Below are 16,622 nucleotides of genomic sequence, written 5' to 3' on the forward strand. Positions count from 1 at the left end.
GCAGCCGGTTCCCGGGCCTAAAAGCAGCTTGACGATGGGGGCGAGTCCATACATAGGGTCGGTTCCCGAACGACCGCTGATAAAGGTGCAAGATCCGGTAACGCATGACCTGCAACGAAGGCGCAGCTTCGGCCCGGGTCATGCGTCCAAGTGCCGATAAACCGGATCGGCGGTCGTTCGGGAACCGACCCTACCGTCAGCCCAGCGCTTGTTTCACTATCAGGGCGACCGCGCCGTATTGTCGATCAGCCCCGGCGGGTGCGTCATCCCGCGCAGCGGGCGCACAGGCCGTGCACTTCCAGGGTCTGCGCCTGCGGCTGGAAGCCCAGCTCCTTGGCCCGCTTTTCCAGCTGGCTGACGATGTCGCGGTCTTCCAGTTCCACCGCGCTGTGGCAGCTGTTGCAGATCAGGAACGGCACCGAGTGCTGCGCGCTGCTGGGGTGGTGGCAGGCCACGAAGGCATTCACCGATTCCAGCTTGTGCACAAAACCATTCGCCATCAGGAAATCGAGCGCGCGGTACACGGTGGGCGGGGCATCGGCGCCCACGCCCTTGCCGCTGCGCACCCACTCCAGCAGCTCATACGCCTTGACCGGCTTGCCGGCCTCGGCGATCAACCGCAGCACGTTGGCGCGGATCGGCGTCAGCCGCAGTCCGCGCTCCGTGCACACGCGCTCCACCACCTTCACGAAGTCCGAAGCGTCGTGAACGTGATGGTGTGGGGCGGTACAAGCGGTCTTGGCGGACATGCGGTCTCCTGTGGTCAGGCCGTCGGTACTTTAGTGAGTGCGACGTCGATGCGTTTCAAGGCCTCTTCACGCCCGGCCAGGAACACGGTCTGGGAAATGTCCGGGCTGACCTGGGTGCCGGTGATGGCCACGCGCAGCGGCTGGGCGACCTTGCCCATGCCGATCTCCAGCGCGGTGGCAACGTCGTGCAGGGCCACCGACACGCTTTCCGCGGTCCACTCGCTGGCCGCAGCCAGCAGCTCGCGGGCCTTGCCCAGCGCCAGTTCCGCGCCCGGCTTGAAGTGCTTGGCCACCGCCGCCTCGTCGTATTCCACCAGCGGCTGGTACCAGACCACGGCCTTCTCCGCCATTTCCTTCAGGGTCTGCACGCGGTCGCGCAGCGCCACTACCACGTCGGCCGGCGCCGGGCCGGCGCCCAGGTCCAGGCCCAGCTTGTTCAGCTGGTAAACCAGGTGCGGGGCGATGTCGGCCGGGTTTTCGGTCTTCAGGAAGTGCTGGTTGACCCAGCCCAGCTTGGCCATGTCCAGGCGCGAGGCCTTGGAATTGCAGTTGGTCACGTCGAACAGGTCGATCAGCTCCTGGCGGCTGAACAGCTCCTGGTCGCCATGCGACCAGCCCAGCCGGGCCAGGTAGCTCAGCAGCGCGTCGGGCAGGTAGCCGGCGTCCTTGTACTGCATCACGTCGGCCGCGCCGGTGCGCTTGGACAGCTTGGCGCCCTGCTCGTCCAGGATCATCGGCATGTGGCCGAACTTCGGCACCGGCGCGCCGATGCCTTCGTACAGGTTGATCTGGCGCGGGGTGTTGTTGATGTGGTCGTCGCCGCGGATGACCTCGGAGATGCGCATGTCCCAGTCGTCCACCACCACCGCGAAGTTGTAGGTGGGGAAGCCGTCCGGACGGAAGATCACCATGTCATCCAGCTCGCTGTTGGCGATCTCGATGCGGCCCTTGATCAGGTCGTCGAACACCACCGTGCCTTCCAGCGGGTTCTTGAAGCGGATCACCCGGTTCGGATCGTCGCGGTACGGCAGGTTCAACTCACGCGCAGCGCCGTTGTAGCGCGGCTTTTCCTGCTTGGCCATGGCCGCCTCACGCATCGCATCGAGCTCCTCGCGGGTCTCGTAGGCGTAATAGGCCTTGCCGTCGGCGATCAGCTGCTCGGCCACTTCCTTGTAGCGGGCCACGCGCTGGGTCTGGTAGATCGGGCCTTCGTCGTAGTTCAGGCCCAGCCACTCCATCGCCTCCAGGATCGCGTCGATGGCGCCCTGGGTGCTGCGTTCGCGGTCGGTATCCTCGATGCGCAGCACGAATTCCCCGCCACGGTGGCGCGCCTCCAGCCAGCAGTACAGCGCCGTGCGGGCGCCGCCGATGTGCAGGTAGCCGGTGGGACTGGGGGCGAAACGGGTGCGGCAGGTCATGGGGGGCTCGGGAGAACGGGAATCGGGACGATTTTACCTGCCCCGGCCAGCATTGGGGGCCGGGGCGTTCACGTTCCCCCACCCGCCGGCCCGACGTGCTCGTACAGCGCGGTCCAGCCGCGCGCAGCGGCCTGTTCCTGCATCCGTGCCGGGTGGATCTGGCGCAGGTGGAACTGCATCCGCTGGCTGCCCGGGGTCGGGATCGCCCCGTACATTTCAGCCAGCGTCTCGGCGTTGGCGTCGCCCAGGGTCCGCGACGACAGCCGGCTGAAATAGCGCGACCCGAACAGGTTGTTCACCCACTGGTTGAAGCGCGAGAGTTTCTTGAACACCATCAGCCCGAAGTTGGGATCGTAGAGCAGGTATTCGCGCCGCCCGTTGTCCAGCACGTTCACGCCGCAGGCCATGCTGTGCTGCGTGCCGCTGAAGACGAAATGGCTGCTGCGCGCGGTGTTGGCAAGGAAATCCGCCAGTGCATCGACGTGGATCAACGATGCCGCCGACATTGAACCGGGCTGCAGGGCCGCGCCCTGCGCGTCGCGGATCAGCGCACGCAGCGCGACCGCATGCCGGCTTTCGGGCTCGCGGATCGCCTGGCGCAGGTGCTCCAGCACATGGAGCTCTTCGCCCTGCCCCATCGCCGTGGCCATGATCCGCGACAGCCCGGTGCACATGCCCGCTGCGGACAGTCCGTTGCCTTCGGCCAGCAGGCCCTGGGAGGCCTGGATGAACTGGCCGCCGGCGATGTAGACCGAGTCGTGCACCACCTCGTTGACCACGGTGTAGCGCTCGGCACGCAGCGTATTGTCCAGCCGCTCGATGATCACCGACAGTGCGCCCTGCTGCACCGCGTCGAGATGGCCCGACACGAACAGCTCCTTCATCTGCTCCAGTGAGGCGCTGTCGCGCGCCTGTTCCGGCGTCATCACCCGCTCCCAGTGATTCACGCCCCACTGGAAATCCTGCGAGCTGCTGTCCACCGAATGGGAGTGGGTGCGTTCGACCAGGGAATTCAGGGAACCGCGATAGCTGCGTTCCACCGACTGCCTGCGCTTGCTGGATCGGCTGATCGGTGCGCCGCCGCGCAGGCCGACATCGCTGTGGGGTTCCCACGCCCCGTCGGCATTCAGCCGTACCGGCTGGTGGTAGAAGCTGCCCGGCTGCGGATTCTGCAGCCGCCAGGTGCCATGGGCACGGTCGAAGGCCACCTCGTAGGCGTGCCCGCCCTGGCTGATGTATCGCCGGCCAAGGTAGTCGTGGACCCCATTGTCGGCGGCGCGCGATCCGGACAGCGCCACCGGCCGGGCGTAACGCTCGGCCAGGTGCGCAAGCGGATCATCCACCTGCTCCCATGCTGCCGTCTGTATCGCCGGTTGCAGTCGTGAACCATCGCGCGCGGCCACCGCCGCCAGCCGCGCCGTGCCCAGCGGCGCCGACAACGCCAGCCCAAGGGCACCGCCTGCTGCCGTGCCAAGGCCAGCACGGCGTTGCCCGGGCGTATCGCCGTCGATCGCCTGCTCCACGCCCACCCCCAGCTGCAGCGCCGACAGCACCGCCACCACGGGCAGCGTTTCCGGCAGCGCCAACGCGACCAGCCCCATTGCCTGCTCACAGCGCTCCAGGCGCGGCATCCAGCGGCGCCGGAAGGCTTCCCACTCCGAGGTCATCAGCGTCTGCGCATCGCGGCGCGCGCGTTGCCGCAGCCGCGCGAGCAGTGCCTGCGACACCTCGCCGCTGATCGGCACCACCGCGCCCCCGTGTCCGAAGATCGCCTGGGTGCCGGCACCGAGCGCGGTATGCACGCCGTTGGACATCCAGCCGTCCTGCAGGTCGGCCAGGTCGAATGCGGTCTCCAGCCATTGCCGCCCGGCGTCGGTGGCTGCGGCGCGCTCGATCCAACCCATCATGTCGGCCTCGCTGGCAAACTCGTGGAAGCGGTTGCGGTCGTTGGGGAAGTACAGCAGTACCTCCGGCCCCACCTCGTCGCCAACGTGCAGCACGGTCGAGGCAATGCCATGGACCTGCAGCCAGCCGGTGCGCACACCGGCACGCGCAACCGGCCGGTAGGCGGGATCCTGCGACTCGGTCGCGGACATCGTGCCGAACACACCGAGGGCCAGCTGCATGCCGCGCGCGGACAACGATCCGTCGGCATGCTGTTGCGCGCAGCCGTACAGGTAGCCGCCGCGCAGCGTGGTCAACACGGCCGGCGCGTGCGCCTCCCAGAACCGGTCCAGCGCGCGCAGGTAGTCGCCCTGCACATCCAGTTCGCGCGCCATCGACAGCAGCTGCGATGCGTCCAGTCCCACCACCTCGCTGTTCTCGTCGAACACCGCGCTGTCGCTGCTGGTGTACAGGCCCAGCAGGCGCGCGGGGGTATCGTCAAAGCCGGCCGCGCGGGTCATGGCACAGTCGGCGAAGCTTGCCGCCGCCTGCTTCTGCGCCCGGTTGTGGACCCACCCACTTCGCGTCTGGTCGCTTGGATACCCGTCCTTGAAGGACACGATGTAACAACAGCTGCTGTCGAACGCGGTGCGGTAACGGCGCATGATTTCGTCATCCAGGCGCTGTTGGACGAACGGTACCAGCAGGGGATAGGCGTGCTCGACCAGGCTGCGGCCGGCACTCAGCGCGTGCAGCCAGCGCGCGCCGTCCATGCCGGCGTTGCGCAGCGCACCCGGGGTGCCGGCCGGAAAGCGAGCCGTCCAGTGCGCCGCGCTGCGCGCGTTCAGACCGTCCATGTCCAACGCGGCCAGCTCGCCTGCCGCGGCCAGCACCGGCACCGGAACCGGCAGGTACGGCAGGGCCAGCGCCGAATCGAGGGCATTGAAGGCCTCGCGGATGCGCGAAGGCGATGACAGGCCGGCGGCGCGCAGCTGCGCATGCCGCAGCTCCAGCGCCTGCATGAACAAGGCCCAGCGGAAGTCGCCGTCGATCCCATAGGCCTTCACCACAGGCAGCGCGCCCTGCTGCCAGCGCGCGTGCTCGTTGACGGCCACCCGCACCGGCAACTGGTGGCTCACCTCGTCGGCAAGCTGCTGCAGCGCGGCGTCGCTGCTGTTGAATGCCTCGATCAACGGAATCCGGGTGGTGCTGATCACCAGCGTGATCGGCGCCTGCAGCGACGCCGCTGATTGCGCGGTGACCAGCAGCACGCCGTGCAGCGGCACCGCATGGCCACGGTCGTTGGCCGCCAGTGCATGCACGTCGATCTGCCAGCCCGGCAGGGCCAGCGCGCGGCCGTTGGCGGCTTCGGCAAGATCGAAACGGGTCGGGAAGTCGGTCAATACCTTGACCGCTGCGGCCGCGTCGTCGCCGAGCTGGCCCGCCGCATTCAACAGCACCGCCGTACCGGCGAGACGCCGTCCGATGCCCGAGACGAACCCTTCCGAACCCGGCGTCGGGCGGGCATGCCAGGCCTGTTCCAGGCACGCGTCATACCGGCGGCGGAAGGCGCCCAGGTAATCGCGCCCCTGCACCCTTTTGAACTCCTCCAGGGTCAGCTCGCGGCACTCCTGCACCGGGAAGTAGGTTCCCGGTACGCAGCGGTAGTAGAGCCCGGCATGGCCCGTGTCGGCGTCGACCGGCCGCAGTGCCGCCCCCACCAGGGTGTGGGTGCTGACCAGTCCGCTGCGTACCCGCCGGTCGGGCGGGAGCAGCCGATGCTGGTTGCGGAACAGCGCGCCGGGCGGGCGCAGCTGGTCGGCTTCCCAGGCCCGCCATTGCTGGCTGTCCTGGAAGGTGTTGAGGTAGATCGTGGTGGGATCGATCCGCTGGCCGGTCACGTTGAGCAGGTCGGCGGCGACCTGGCGCGCGAGATCGGCGTCGAGATTCGGCAAGGCGGCGGCGGACAGGGTCAGCGCCCGCTCGGAGGCCACCACGTGGCGCCACGCCGCGGTCAGGCGCTGGTGCTGCTCGCTTGCGTTGCGACCCATCGACTGCACCCAGGTCAGCATCCGCGAGCGCGTCACCGCCAGGTCCACCCCGGCCGGTGGCGCGAGCGCGGCGGCGCCCGGCGGCGGCGCCTGCTGCGCCACGTCGACCAGCAGGCGGGTGGCCGCGTCGAGCCGGGTGCGCTCGGTGGCATCCAGCCCTTCACCGCCGCTGCGTGGCACGGGGAGGGGGCGAAGCGCACGGCGCACACGCGCCCTGCCCTCCGCGGGCGGAGGTCCGCCCAACGCATCGATGACCTCGCGTGCGATCCCGTTGGATGCCAGCAGGGTGGCCACGCTGTCGCGCAGCGACGTCGCATCGCCTCCTGCGCTCCGGTGCACGCGTTGCCACAGCACGTCCCAGATCGATCCGTCGCCGTCGCGGTCGATCACAGTGTCCAGAAGCCGCACTACGTGCTGCGTCCGCTCGTCCATCCGCGAAGCGTCGGATTCCGGCCCAGGCTTCCGTTCCGGTTGCACTTCCGCCGTGGGCGCAGTGGCCTGCGTGTCGCCGGATGCCCAGCGCCAGCCCAGCGTCGCCACGCCCAGCCCGCCGCCGACCAGGCTTGCGGCCAACGCCAGCATGCTGCGGCCGCCCTGCCGCGCTGCGCCCGACGCCACCGCGGGCGGCCCGCTGGCAATGACTGGGACGGGGGCAGCACTCCCTGTCGGCAAGACAGCGTCCGCCGTACCCCAACGCAGCGCCTTGATCCCGGGCGCGAGCCCGGCAATGAACAGCACCGCATCGCCCAGTGCGCTTCGCAGGCTGTGGCGCGTCGTGGCGGCCAGGGCTGCACGCTCGGCGACCGACAACAGCCACTGGCCCAGCCGGTCGCCGCGGCCGCCCTGGGTAGCCAGCAAGGGGTCTGGCGCGCCGCCGGCCAGCTGATCCAGCGTCGCCAGTATCCGGGCGCGCTGGGCATCGCCGATCAACGGCACGCCCGCGTCATCGATGCTGTCGAACAGCACCGGCAGCGCGCTGCGTGCATCGATGCAGGCGCCATTGAGCGCGGCGGCCGCAGCGGCCTGTGCCACCGCACGGTCGACCTGCGCCGGGGTCAGTGTCGGCATCCAGTCGCACAGCTGCTGGCGCACCGCGTCACGCTGACGGGATGGCGACATGCTGCACAAATGCTGCGCAACCTCGCGGGCGTCTGCCATGCCGAGGGCGCGCGCGGCATCAAGTGCTGCGTTCCAGTCGCGTCGGGGCTGGTCCAGCGGGCGGTACAGGGCATCGCGCATCGCCTGCAGCAGCGTATTGCGGTGAGCGACCGCGTCGGTAAGCAGTGCCCGCAACGGTGCGCACTGCACTTCCCAGTCCACCCGTGGCAAGGTCAGCAATGCCATCAGGCTGCTGCGCCAGGCGGCCCGCTGCGCGGGCGGAAGCGCCACGGGCAGCAGCCGGTCCAGCGCATCGTCCACCAGCCCCTGCGCCATCGGCGCGGCCAGCGCGGTGCGGTGGAAGTGCGGCTGCAGGGTCAGGAAAAAATGGGCATCCAGCGGCCCCTGTCGCAAGGCAGCGGCGAGCGCGTCCAGCTCATCGCGCGGTATGCCGTCCAGCCACAGTCTGCGCGTCGGTGCGCACGCCGGCGTGTTGCGGATCGACAGCGGTGCGACAGCAGGCCGATGGCGCGACGATGGCGGGGACGACGGACGGGCCGGTGCGCCGCCAGCACGGCCCACCGGGGACAACGTAAGGTTCGCCATGGACGTGTGGTGAGGTGACGAGGGGCTGGAACCTAGCGCGATCCACTGCGGTTACCAGCCTGCCCTTGTCCCAGCAGCGTCCGGTGGTCCCACACGAAGCCGGAAGCGTCGTGTGGGATGGCGAATTACGTCAGCGCCGCCTACTTCAGGCCCGCGCCCAGTTCGTACCAGTCGATCCGGCGGGTGATCCACATCGCCGTGGCCAGCACCGCGAACAGCAGCAGCGAGCCCATCAGCAACGCATTGTTCTCCGACACCAGCAACCCGTACAGCGCGCCGTACAGCACCGTGAGCATCCCGGCAAAGCCCATGCCCCGCACCCAGCTGCGCAGCACGCCCGACAGATACACCGCCTGCAATCCAATGCACGCCACTGCAGACACCACATACGCCACCCAGAACGGAATGTGCTCGGACAAGCTCAGCAGCAGCAGGAAGAAGATCGCCAGCGCCAGGCCCACCATCAGGTACTGCAGCGGGTGGATGCGCAGGCGCTTGATCAGCTCGAACAGGATGAAGCCCACGAACGTCAGCACGATGAAGAGGATGCCGTACTTGCTGGCGCGGTCGGCTTGGGTATAGATGTCGACCGGGTTGACCAGCTCCACGCTTACCGTTTCCGGTTCCACATCGCGGTTGTCGCGCAGCTGGCGCTGGGCCTCCGATGCCAGCGAGGATACCGCCCACTCGGCGTCGAAGCCCTTCTCGCCGACCTTGCGCTCGTTGGGCAGGAAGCTGCCACCGAACAGCGGGTGCGGCCACGGCGAGCGGATCGCGATGCGGCTGTCATCCCCGACCGGCACCACCGCCAGCGAACGGGTGCCATCGAGCACCAGCGACAGGTCCACCCTGCTGGACTTGAGCATGCCGCCGGTGTTGTCGGCGAAGCCCTGCAACGGTACGTGCAGGCCCTTGCCGATGCCGGTGACATCACCGATGCCCGGCTGCAGCGTGAGCGCCTCGCCATCCACCTTCAGATCGGGCGAGCCGACCAGGCCGCGAACGTCGGCAATGCCCACCGCCAGGTACGGCGTGCCGTACACGCGCCCCGCCTTCACCGGGTAGTCGTCATCACTGAACTCGGCGCTGACCTTGGCTTTCCAGGTGTAGACCGGCACGCGGAACAGGCCAACCCGGCGTTCGTCGGGCAGCATGCCGCCATCGACGACCAGCTTGGACGGCATCTGCAGCCAGTAGCTCTGCTCCACCTGGGTTTCGATCTTCTTGGTACCGGCCGCGTCGACCACTTCGACCTGGCGGGTATCGGTCCACGGCACCACCCGGATCGGCCCGGTCAGGGTCTGCGCGCCGGCCCGGCTCTGCGCCACGCGCAGGTAGGCCTGGTCGCGGTATGCCTCGCGTTCGCTGATCACGCCCTTGATCATCATCAGCGGAATCAGCAGCAACAGGATCAGCCCGCCCACGATGGCGAACCGCAACAACATCTTCAGGGATTTCATCACCCGTCCTCGGTTGGGAAGGGTGCCAGCTTCAGCGCTGCCGGTGTGCGGGGTTTGTGGTCTATTTGAAGCGAATGTGAAGTGACGCGATGGCGCCACCGCCGTCGCGGTTGCGCAGGCTCGCGCGGCCGCCGTGAAGGCGTGCCACTTCCTGCACGAACGACAGGCCCAGGCCGGAACTGCGCTGGCCGGTGGCCGGCCGCGCCAGCGAGTAGAAACGCTCGAACACCCGCTCCAGCGCGTATTCCGGCACCCCGCTGCCACGGTCGGCCACCCGCATCACCACGCCATCGCCTTCGCGCGAAGCGCCCAGCTGGATCCGGCTGCCCGGGCTGGAAAACGCCAGCGCGTTCTCCAGCAGGTTGTTCAGGGCCTGCCGCAGCAGGTAGGCATCGCCCTGGATCTCCAAGCCGTCGGCAACTTCAATGTCCACCGCGACGTCGGCCGCCTGCGCCCGCATCGCCACGGCATCGGCGGCGGCCTGCAGCAGTGGCGCCAGCGCGATGCGTTCGCGCTTCTGCAGCCAGCCGTGCTGTTCCACTTCGGCCAGCGCCAGCAGCTTGTCGATGGTTTCGGTCAAGCGCTGTTCCTGGCCCTGGATGCTGCGTGCGAAATGCACCCGGTCAGCATCGGGCAGCGGCTCCTGCAGCAGTTCGGCCGCGCCGCGGATCGCCGCCAGCGGGCTTTTCATCTCATGGGTCAGCGACTGCACGTACTGCTCCACGTATGCCTTGCCTTCCAGCTTGCGGCGCATGGTTTCCAGCGCCTGGCCCAGGTCGCCGATCTCGTCGCGGCGCGGCCTGGGCGGCGGCACCGGTTCGCCGGCGCTGACCGCCTTGGCATAGCGGTTGAGCCGGTTCACGCCGTGCATCAGCCAGGCCGTCATCAACAGCCCGATCAGTGCCGACAATCCGATCAGCCACGCGCCGCGCTGCAGAATGGCGCGCTGGCTGGCGGCGATGAACGGATCGATGCTGCGGTTGGGCTGGGCCAGGCTGAGCACGCCGATCAGCTTGCCCGGGTCGACCGGATCATGGATCGGCGCGGCCACGTGCATCACCGAATGCACTTCATCACCTGGTTTCTCCGGGCTGGAGCGCGCGCCGTATTCGCCGCGCAGGGTGCGGTAGACATCATTCCAGCGCGAATTGTCGCGGCCGATGTCCTGTCCGGTGGAGTCGTATACCACGATGCCGCGCGCATCGGTGATGGTCACGCGGTAATCGAGGCTGCGCTTGGGAAAGCGCCATACCATCGCCTTGGGATCGCGGCGCTGTGCGCGTGCCAGGCTGGCCACGAACGGGCCATTGCGGATATGCCCCGCCTTGAGGTCGGCCGCGGCCATTTCCGCCAGCACGTTGGCCGCATCGACCAGGGTCGACTCCATGGCCTGGCGGACCCCGGGCTTTACTTCGTTGACGAACACGCGCATCACGAAGAATGCGGCGATGCCCACGATCAGGAAGAAGCCCAGGAACAGTTTCAGCCCCAGCCGCACGCTACACCTCCAGCGCGTAACCCACGCCGCGATGGGTGCGGATCGGGTCGGGCTCGGCTCCGGCGGCGCGCAGCTTGGCGCGCAGGGTCTTTACGTGGGTGTCCACGGTGCGGTCGGCGCTGTCGGCATCGGTATCCCAGCCGCGGTCCATCAGCTGGGCGCGGCTGAGGATCGCGCCGGGGCGCTGCAGCAGTGCGGCCATCAGCGCGTATTCGTAGCGGGTCAGGTCCAGCAGCTGCCCGCCGAAGCGGATGCGGCGGCCTTCGCGGTCGATCGCGAAGCGGCCGTGCTGCTGCCAGCCGGCCGCCTCCGCAGGGGCCGGTGCCACCGCGCGGCGCAACCGCGCCCGCACCCGCGCCACCAGCTCGCGCGGCGAGAACGGCTTGGCCACGTAGTCGTCGGCGCCCAGCTCCAGACCCAGCACCCGGTCGAATTCGTCGTTGCGGGCAGTCAGGAAGATCACCGGCACGTCGCTGAAGGTGCGCAGCGTGCGGCACACCTCAAAGCCGCTCATGTCCGGCAGGCCCACGTCCAGCACCACCACGTCCACCGGCTCCTGGCGCAGCAGCTGCAGCGCCTGCCCGCCCAGCAGGCAGTGCCGGGCCCCGTAGCCCTCGCTGCGCAGCGCGTAGAGCACGGTATCGGCGATGGCGGCTTCGTCTTCGACGACCAGGACGTTGTGCAGGGGGCGGTTCATGCGCGCAGCATAGCCGCTGGGGCCGCCGCCCCGTACACTGCGCCGATGAATTACCGCCACGCCTTCCATGCCGGCAACCACGCCGATGTGCTCAAGCACATCGTCCAGCTTGCCCTGCTCGACACCTTCAAGCGCAAGGACAGCCCGTTCTTCGTGCTGGACACCCACGGCGGCGCTGGCCGCTACCTGCTGGCCAGCGAGGAAAGCCGCAAGACCCTGGAGGCCGAGGACGGGGTGATGCGGCTGATGGCCCAGCCCAAGCTGCCGACCGTGGTGGAGCGTTACCTCAAGGCGGTGCAGGCCGACAACCCGGTCGGGGCGATGATCAGCTACCCCGGCTCGCCCCTGCTCAGCGCGCAGACCCTGCGCGAGCAGGACCGCATGGCCGTGTGCGAGCTGCAGGATGCCGAAGCGGCCTCGCTCAAGGCGCTGTTCGCGCATGACAGCCGGGTGGCGGTGCTGCACGCCGACGGCTACGCACAGAACAAGGCACTGCTGCCGCCCAAGGCCAACGGCGTGAAGATCGGCCGTGGCCTGGTCCTGATCGACCCGCCCTACGAGGGCCAGGATGCCGAGTACCAGCGCATCCTTGCCTCGGTGAGCGAGATCCTGGCGCGGTGGCCGCAGGCCAGCTTCGCCATCTGGTTCCCGATCAAGCAGCGCCGCACCATCCTGCACTTCCTGCGCAAGGCCTGCGCCCTGCCGGTGAAGTCGGTGCTTACAGTAGAACTACTGGTTCGGCCCGATGACTCTCCCCTTCGGCTCAACGGCAGTGGCATGCTGTTGCTCAACCCGCCCTGGCAGTTCGACCAGGTGCTGGCCCCGGCCATGCCTGCGCTGAAGCAGTATCTGGGCGAAGCCGGCGCCAGTACCCGCCTGCAGTGGCTCAAGCAGGCCGAGTAACGCCACGACCGCCCGCTGAACGGCGTGAGTGTTTCGTTCACGGAACGCGCCCCCGGGGATGCGAGAATCCGAAGACCACCAAGGAATCACCGGTATGGCTACCCGTAACCGCATGCCGCCCTGGCACGAAGTTTTCAAAGCGCCCAGCGGCCATGAGCTGCTGATCCGCCCGATTCGTCCCGAAGACGACGAACCCCTGAAGGGAGCGTTCAGTCTGTTCGGGCCCGCAGAAGTGCGCGACCGGCTGACGCAGTCGGTCGATGAGCTTTCCGCAGAGGCGGCGTATCGACTCACCCATCCCAACGTCAAGAACGAGATCGTTCTGGTCGCCGCCGAAAACGAGCAGGCAGGCGTTGCGGTGGTCGGTGCGCTGGCACGCGCGTCGATCATCCCGGGCACGAAGGATGCCGAATACTCGATCCTCATCAGCCGGTTCCTCATCGGCCAGGGCCTCGGCCGGCAGTTGATGCGCAAGCTGGTCAAGTGGGGCAAGGGCAAATACCTGGATCACCTGTACGGCGACGTGCTGGAAGCAAACGAACCGATGAAGCAGCTGGCCGCCTCGCTGGGCTTCAAGGCCGTGCCGCATCCGCAGGGCACGCCCGGCCTGGTGCGCATGGTGCTGGACCTCGATCCGGGTCAGTAAGAGGTCATCACGTGGCGGTCTGCTAAAATCGACCGCTCATGTCACGCACCTCAACTCCTACACCGCCGCTGCCCCGTTCCGGGCAGCTCCGCGCCTGGTGGCGCGCTCCCGCCTCGCCCACGGCGCTGGCGTGGTACATCGCACGCGCTGCGGAAACGCACGACGGGCCGTTGCTGGTCATCGCGCGCGACAATCACGGCGCCAACCAGATCGAGTCCGACCTGCGCACCCTGCTGGGCGCCGCGTCGGACCTGCCGGTGGTGGCCTTCCCGGATTGGGAAACGCTGCCCTACGATGCCTTCAGCCCCCATCCGGACATCATTTCGCAGCGCCTGGCCGCACTGCACCAGTTGCCGACGCTGCGCCGTGGCATCGTGGTGGTGCCGGTGCAGACCCTGCTGCAGCAGCTGGCCCCGCTCAAGTACATCATCGGCGGCAGCTTCGACCTGAAGGTCGGCCAGCGCCTGGATCTGGATGCGGAAAAGCGCCGGCTGGAAGCGGCCGCCTACCGCAACGTGCCGCAGGTGATGGACCCGGGCGATTTCGCCGTGCGCGGTGGCCTGCTCGACGTGTTCCCGATGGGCGCGGAAGCGCCGTTGCGGATCGAGCTGTTGGATGAGGACATCGATTCGATCCGCGCCTTCGACCCGGAAAGCCAGCGATCGCTGGACAAGGTCGACGCGGTGCGCATGCTGCCCGGCCGCGAAGTGCCGTTGGACGAACTGAGCGTATCGCGGGTGCTGGCCACCCTGCGCGAGCGGTTCGACGTGGATACCCGGCGCAGTGCGCTGTACCAGGATCTCAAGTCCGGGCTGGCACCGGCTGGCGTGGAGTACTACCTGCCGCTGTTCTTCGACGCGACCGCCACGCTGTTCGATTACCTGCAGCCGAACGCGCTGCCGGTGATCGCGCCGGGCGTGGGCGAGGCGGCGGCTTCGTTCTGGGCGCAGACCCAGAACCGCTATGAGCAGCGCCGGCACGATGTGGAGCGCCCGTTGCTGGCACCCACCGAGCTGTACCTCAGCCCGGAAGGCCTGAGCGCGCGTTTGAACACCCTGCCGCGCATCGAGGTCTGGAGCGCCGACCACCCACGCATCGACGAAGCCACGCCGCTGGGTGACCAGCCGCTGCCGCCGCTGCCGGTGGCCGCGCGCGATGCGCCGGCCGGTGAAGCGCTGAAATCGTTCCTGGGCCACTACCCGGGTCGGGTGCTGATCGCCGCCGATTCGCCGGGCCGCCGCGAAGCGTTGCTGGAAGTGCTGCTGTCGGCCGAACTGAAGCCGCCGGTGGTGGCCGACCTGCCGACCTTCCTGGCCGATCCGGGCCAGCGCTTCGCCATCACGGTGGCGCCGCTGGAAGACGGCTTCGCGCTTGATGTACCGCCGCTGGCGGTACTGACCGAGCGCCAGCTGTTTCCCGAGCGCGCCGGCACGACCCGGCGCAGCCGACGGGTCGGGCGCGAGCCGGAAGCGATCATCCGCGACCTGGGCGAGCTCACCGAAGGCGCGCCGATCGTCCATGAAGACCATGGCGTCGGCCGCTATCGCGGGCTGATCGTGCTGGACGCCGGCGGCATGCCGGGCGAGTTCCTGGAGATCGAATACGCCAAGGGCGACCGGCTGTATGTGCCGGTGGCCCAGCTGCACCTGATCAGCCGCTACTCCGGCGCCTCGCCGGAGACTGCGCCGCTGCATTCGCTCGGTGGCGAACAGTGGAGCAAGGCCAAGCGCCGCGCGGCCGAGAAGGTCCGTGACGTGGCCGCCGAACTGCTGGAGATCCAGGCCCGCCGCCGCGCGCGCGCCGGCCTGGCGCTGCACGTGGACCGCGCGATGTACGAGCCGTTCGCGGCCGGCTTCCCGTTCGAGGAAACCGCCGACCAGCTCGCCGCGATCGATGCGACCCTGCGCGACCTGGCCAGCAGCCAGCCGATGGACCGCGTGGTCTGCGGCGACGTCGGCTTCGGCAAGACCGAAGTGGCCGTGCGCGCCGCGTTCGCCGCCGCCAGCGCCGGCAAGCAGGTCGCCGTGCTGGTACCGACCACGCTGCTGGCCGAACAGCACTACCGCAACTTCCGCGACCGCTTCGCCGATTGGCCGCTGCGGGTGGAAGTGCTGTCGCGCTTCAAGAGCACCAAGGAGATCAAGGCCGAGCTGGAAAAGGTGGCGGCCGGCACCATCGACGTCATCATCGGCACCCACCGCCTGCTGCAGCCGGACGTGAAGTTCAAGGACCTGGGCCTGGTGGTGGTGGACGAGGAACAGCGCTTCGGCGTGCGCCAGAAGGAAGCACTGAAGGCGATGCGGGCCAACGTACACCTGCTGACCCTGACCGCCACGCCGATTCCGCGCACGCTCAACATGGCCATGGCCGGCCTGCGCGACCTGTCGATCATCGCCACCCCGCCGCCGAACCGGCTGGCGGTGCAGACCTTCATCACCGTCTGGGACAACGCGCTGCTGCGCGAAGCGTTCCAGCGCGAACTGGCTCGTGGCGGCCAGCTGTATTTCCTGCACAACGACGTGGAAAGCATCGGCCGCATGCAGCGCGACCTGGCCGAGCTGGTGCCCGAGGCACGCATCGGCATCGCCCACGGGCAGATGCCCGAACGCGAACTCGAGCGGGTGATGCTGGATTTCCAGAAGCAGCGCTACAACGTGCTGCTGTCGACCACGATCATCGAATCGGGCATCGACATCCCCAACGCCAACACCATCATCATCAACCGCGCCGACCGGTTCGGCCTGGCCCAGCTGCACCAGCTGCGTGGCCGCGTCGGCCGTTCGCACCACCGCGCCTACGCCTATCTGGTGGTGCCGGACAAGCGCTCGATGACGCCCGATGCCGAAAAGCGCCTGGAAGCCATCGCCTCCATGGACGAACTGGGCGCCGGCTTTACCCTGGCCACGCACGATCTTGAGATCCGCGGCGCCGGCGAACTGCTGGGCGAAGACCAGAGCGGGCAGATGGCCGAGGTGGGCTTCAGCCTGTACACCGAACTGCTTGAGCGCGCGGTGCGCAGCATCCGGCTGGGCAAGCTGCCTGACCTGGATTCCGGCGAGGAAGTGCGCGGTGCCGAGGTTGAGCTGCACGTGCCGGCGCTGATCCCGGACGACTACCTGCCCGACGTGCACACCCGCCTGACCCTGTACAAGCGCATCAGCAGCGCGCGTGACAGTGGCGAGCTGCGCGAACTGCAGGTAGAGATGATCGACCGCTTCGGGCTCCTGCCGGACGCGGCCAAGCACCTGTTCGCGGTGGCCGAGCTGAAGCTGCAGTGCAACGCACTGGGCATCCGCAAGCTGGAACTGGGCGAGAACGGCGGCCGCATCGTGTTCGAGGCCAAGCCGTCCATCGACCCGATGGCGGTCATCCAGATGATCCAGAAGCAGCCGAAGCTGTACACCATGGATGGCCCGGACAAGCTGCGCATCAAGGTGCCGCTGCCGTTGCCCGAAGACCGCTTCAACGCGGCCAAGGCGCTGCTGACCACGCTGACGCCGGGCTGACCGCCCGCGACGGTAGAGCCGACTGTTAGTCGGCTACGCGGACTAACCGCTCCGCGAAGGTAGAGCCGACTGTTAGTCGGCTACGCGGACCGGACCCGAGCGCGGA

At 68.4% G+C, this 16,622-nt stretch carries 9 protein-coding genes; 3 read left to right on the forward strand and 6 right to left on the reverse strand.

Features of this window, described 5'->3' with window-relative positions; genetic code table 11:
- Positions 1-263 precede the first annotated feature (263 nt).
- The 6 genes from KVS69_RS15095 to creB form a co-directional block, all read right to left on the reverse strand.
- Positions 264-749 carry a Fur family transcriptional regulator gene (locus KVS69_RS15095; RefSeq protein ID WP_068850345.1) on the reverse strand — a complete coding sequence of 162 codons (486 nt, stop codon included), beginning with the start codon at positions 747-749 and terminating at the stop codon, positions 264-266.
- A gap of 14 nt (positions 750-763) precedes the next feature.
- Positions 764-2,167, reverse strand: a complete 1,404-nt coding sequence (gltX, locus tag KVS69_RS15100) for a glutamate--tRNA ligase (protein WP_217538763.1) — start codon at positions 2,165-2,167, stop codon at positions 764-766.
- Between the two features lie 68 nt (positions 2,168-2,235).
- A complete protein-coding gene (locus tag KVS69_RS15105) occupies positions 2,236-7,806 on the reverse strand; it encodes a DUF6543 domain-containing protein (RefSeq protein ID WP_217538764.1) in 5,571 nt (1,856 codons plus the stop codon).
- A 140-nt stretch (positions 7,807-7,946) separates the two neighbouring features.
- Positions 7,947-9,266, reverse strand: coding sequence for a cell envelope integrity protein CreD (creD, locus tag KVS69_RS15110; protein WP_093533134.1), 1,320 nt, complete (start codon positions 9,264-9,266; stop codon positions 7,947-7,949).
- A 61-nt stretch (positions 9,267-9,327) separates the two neighbouring features.
- Positions 9,328-10,764 (reverse strand): two-component system sensor histidine kinase CreC, encoded by a 1,437-nt coding sequence (gene creC / locus KVS69_RS15115; RefSeq protein ID WP_217538766.1) that lies wholly within the window; start codon positions 10,762-10,764, stop codon positions 9,328-9,330.
- Between the two features lies 1 nt (position 10,765).
- Complete coding sequence (gene creB / locus KVS69_RS15120; RefSeq protein WP_217538767.1) at positions 10,766-11,461, reverse strand: two-component system response regulator CreB; 696 nt, start codon at positions 11,459-11,461, stop codon at positions 10,766-10,768.
- Between the two features lie 45 nt (positions 11,462-11,506).
- On the opposite strand from creB, the gene rlmJ reads away from it, so the two are divergent.
- The 3 genes from rlmJ (at position 11,507) to mfd (ending at position 16,516) form a co-directional block, all read left to right on the forward strand.
- A complete protein-coding gene (gene rlmJ / locus KVS69_RS15125; protein ID WP_217538768.1) occupies positions 11,507-12,364 on the forward strand; it encodes a 23S rRNA (adenine(2030)-N(6))-methyltransferase RlmJ in 858 nt (285 codons plus the stop codon).
- Positions 12,365-12,458: 94 nt separating this feature from the next.
- The gene (locus KVS69_RS15130; protein WP_217538780.1) at positions 12,459-13,010 is read left to right on the forward strand and encodes a GNAT family N-acetyltransferase; all 552 of its coding nucleotides are present in this window, start codon (positions 12,459-12,461) and stop codon (positions 13,008-13,010) included.
- 38 nt (positions 13,011-13,048) lie between these two features.
- Positions 13,049-16,516: a transcription-repair coupling factor gene (mfd, locus tag KVS69_RS15135; protein WP_184125377.1), complete on the forward strand. Its 3,468-nt coding sequence runs from the start codon at positions 13,049-13,051 to the stop codon at positions 16,514-16,516.
- Positions 16,517-16,622 lie beyond the last annotated feature (106 nt).

It is taken from the genome of Stenotrophomonas sp. GbtcB23 (genome assembly GCF_019091045.1).
In the GTDB taxonomy this organism is placed as follows: domain Bacteria; phylum Pseudomonadota; class Gammaproteobacteria; order Xanthomonadales; family Xanthomonadaceae; genus Stenotrophomonas; species Stenotrophomonas rhizophila_A.

What these genes read in the sequence shown, in the direction of transcription:
- KVS69_RS15095 (WP_068850345.1), bottom strand. Translation starts at nt 749, where the DNA reads ATGTCCGCCAAGACCGCTTGTACCGCCCCACACCATCACGTTCACGAC.
- gltX (WP_217538763.1), bottom strand. Translation starts at nt 2,167, where the DNA reads ATGACCTGCCGCACCCGTTTCGCCCCCAGTCCCACCGGCTACCTGCAC.
- KVS69_RS15105 (WP_217538764.1), bottom strand. Translation starts at nt 7,806, where the DNA reads ATGGCGAACCTTACGTTGTCCCCGGTGGGCCGTGCTGGCGGCGCACCG.
- creD (WP_093533134.1), bottom strand. Translation starts at nt 9,266, where the DNA reads ATGAAATCCCTGAAGATGTTGTTGCGGTTCGCCATCGTGGGCGGGCTG.
- creB (WP_217538767.1), bottom strand. Translation starts at nt 11,461, where the DNA reads ATGAACCGCCCCCTGCACAACGTCCTGGTCGTCGAAGACGAAGCCGCC.
- rlmJ (WP_217538768.1), top strand. Translation starts at nt 11,507, where the DNA reads ATGAATTACCGCCACGCCTTCCATGCCGGCAACCACGCCGATGTGCTC.
- KVS69_RS15130 (WP_217538780.1), top strand. Translation starts at nt 12,459, where the DNA reads ATGGCTACCCGTAACCGCATGCCGCCCTGGCACGAAGTTTTCAAAGCG.
- mfd (WP_184125377.1), top strand. Translation starts at nt 13,049, where the DNA reads ATGTCACGCACCTCAACTCCTACACCGCCGCTGCCCCGTTCCGGGCAG.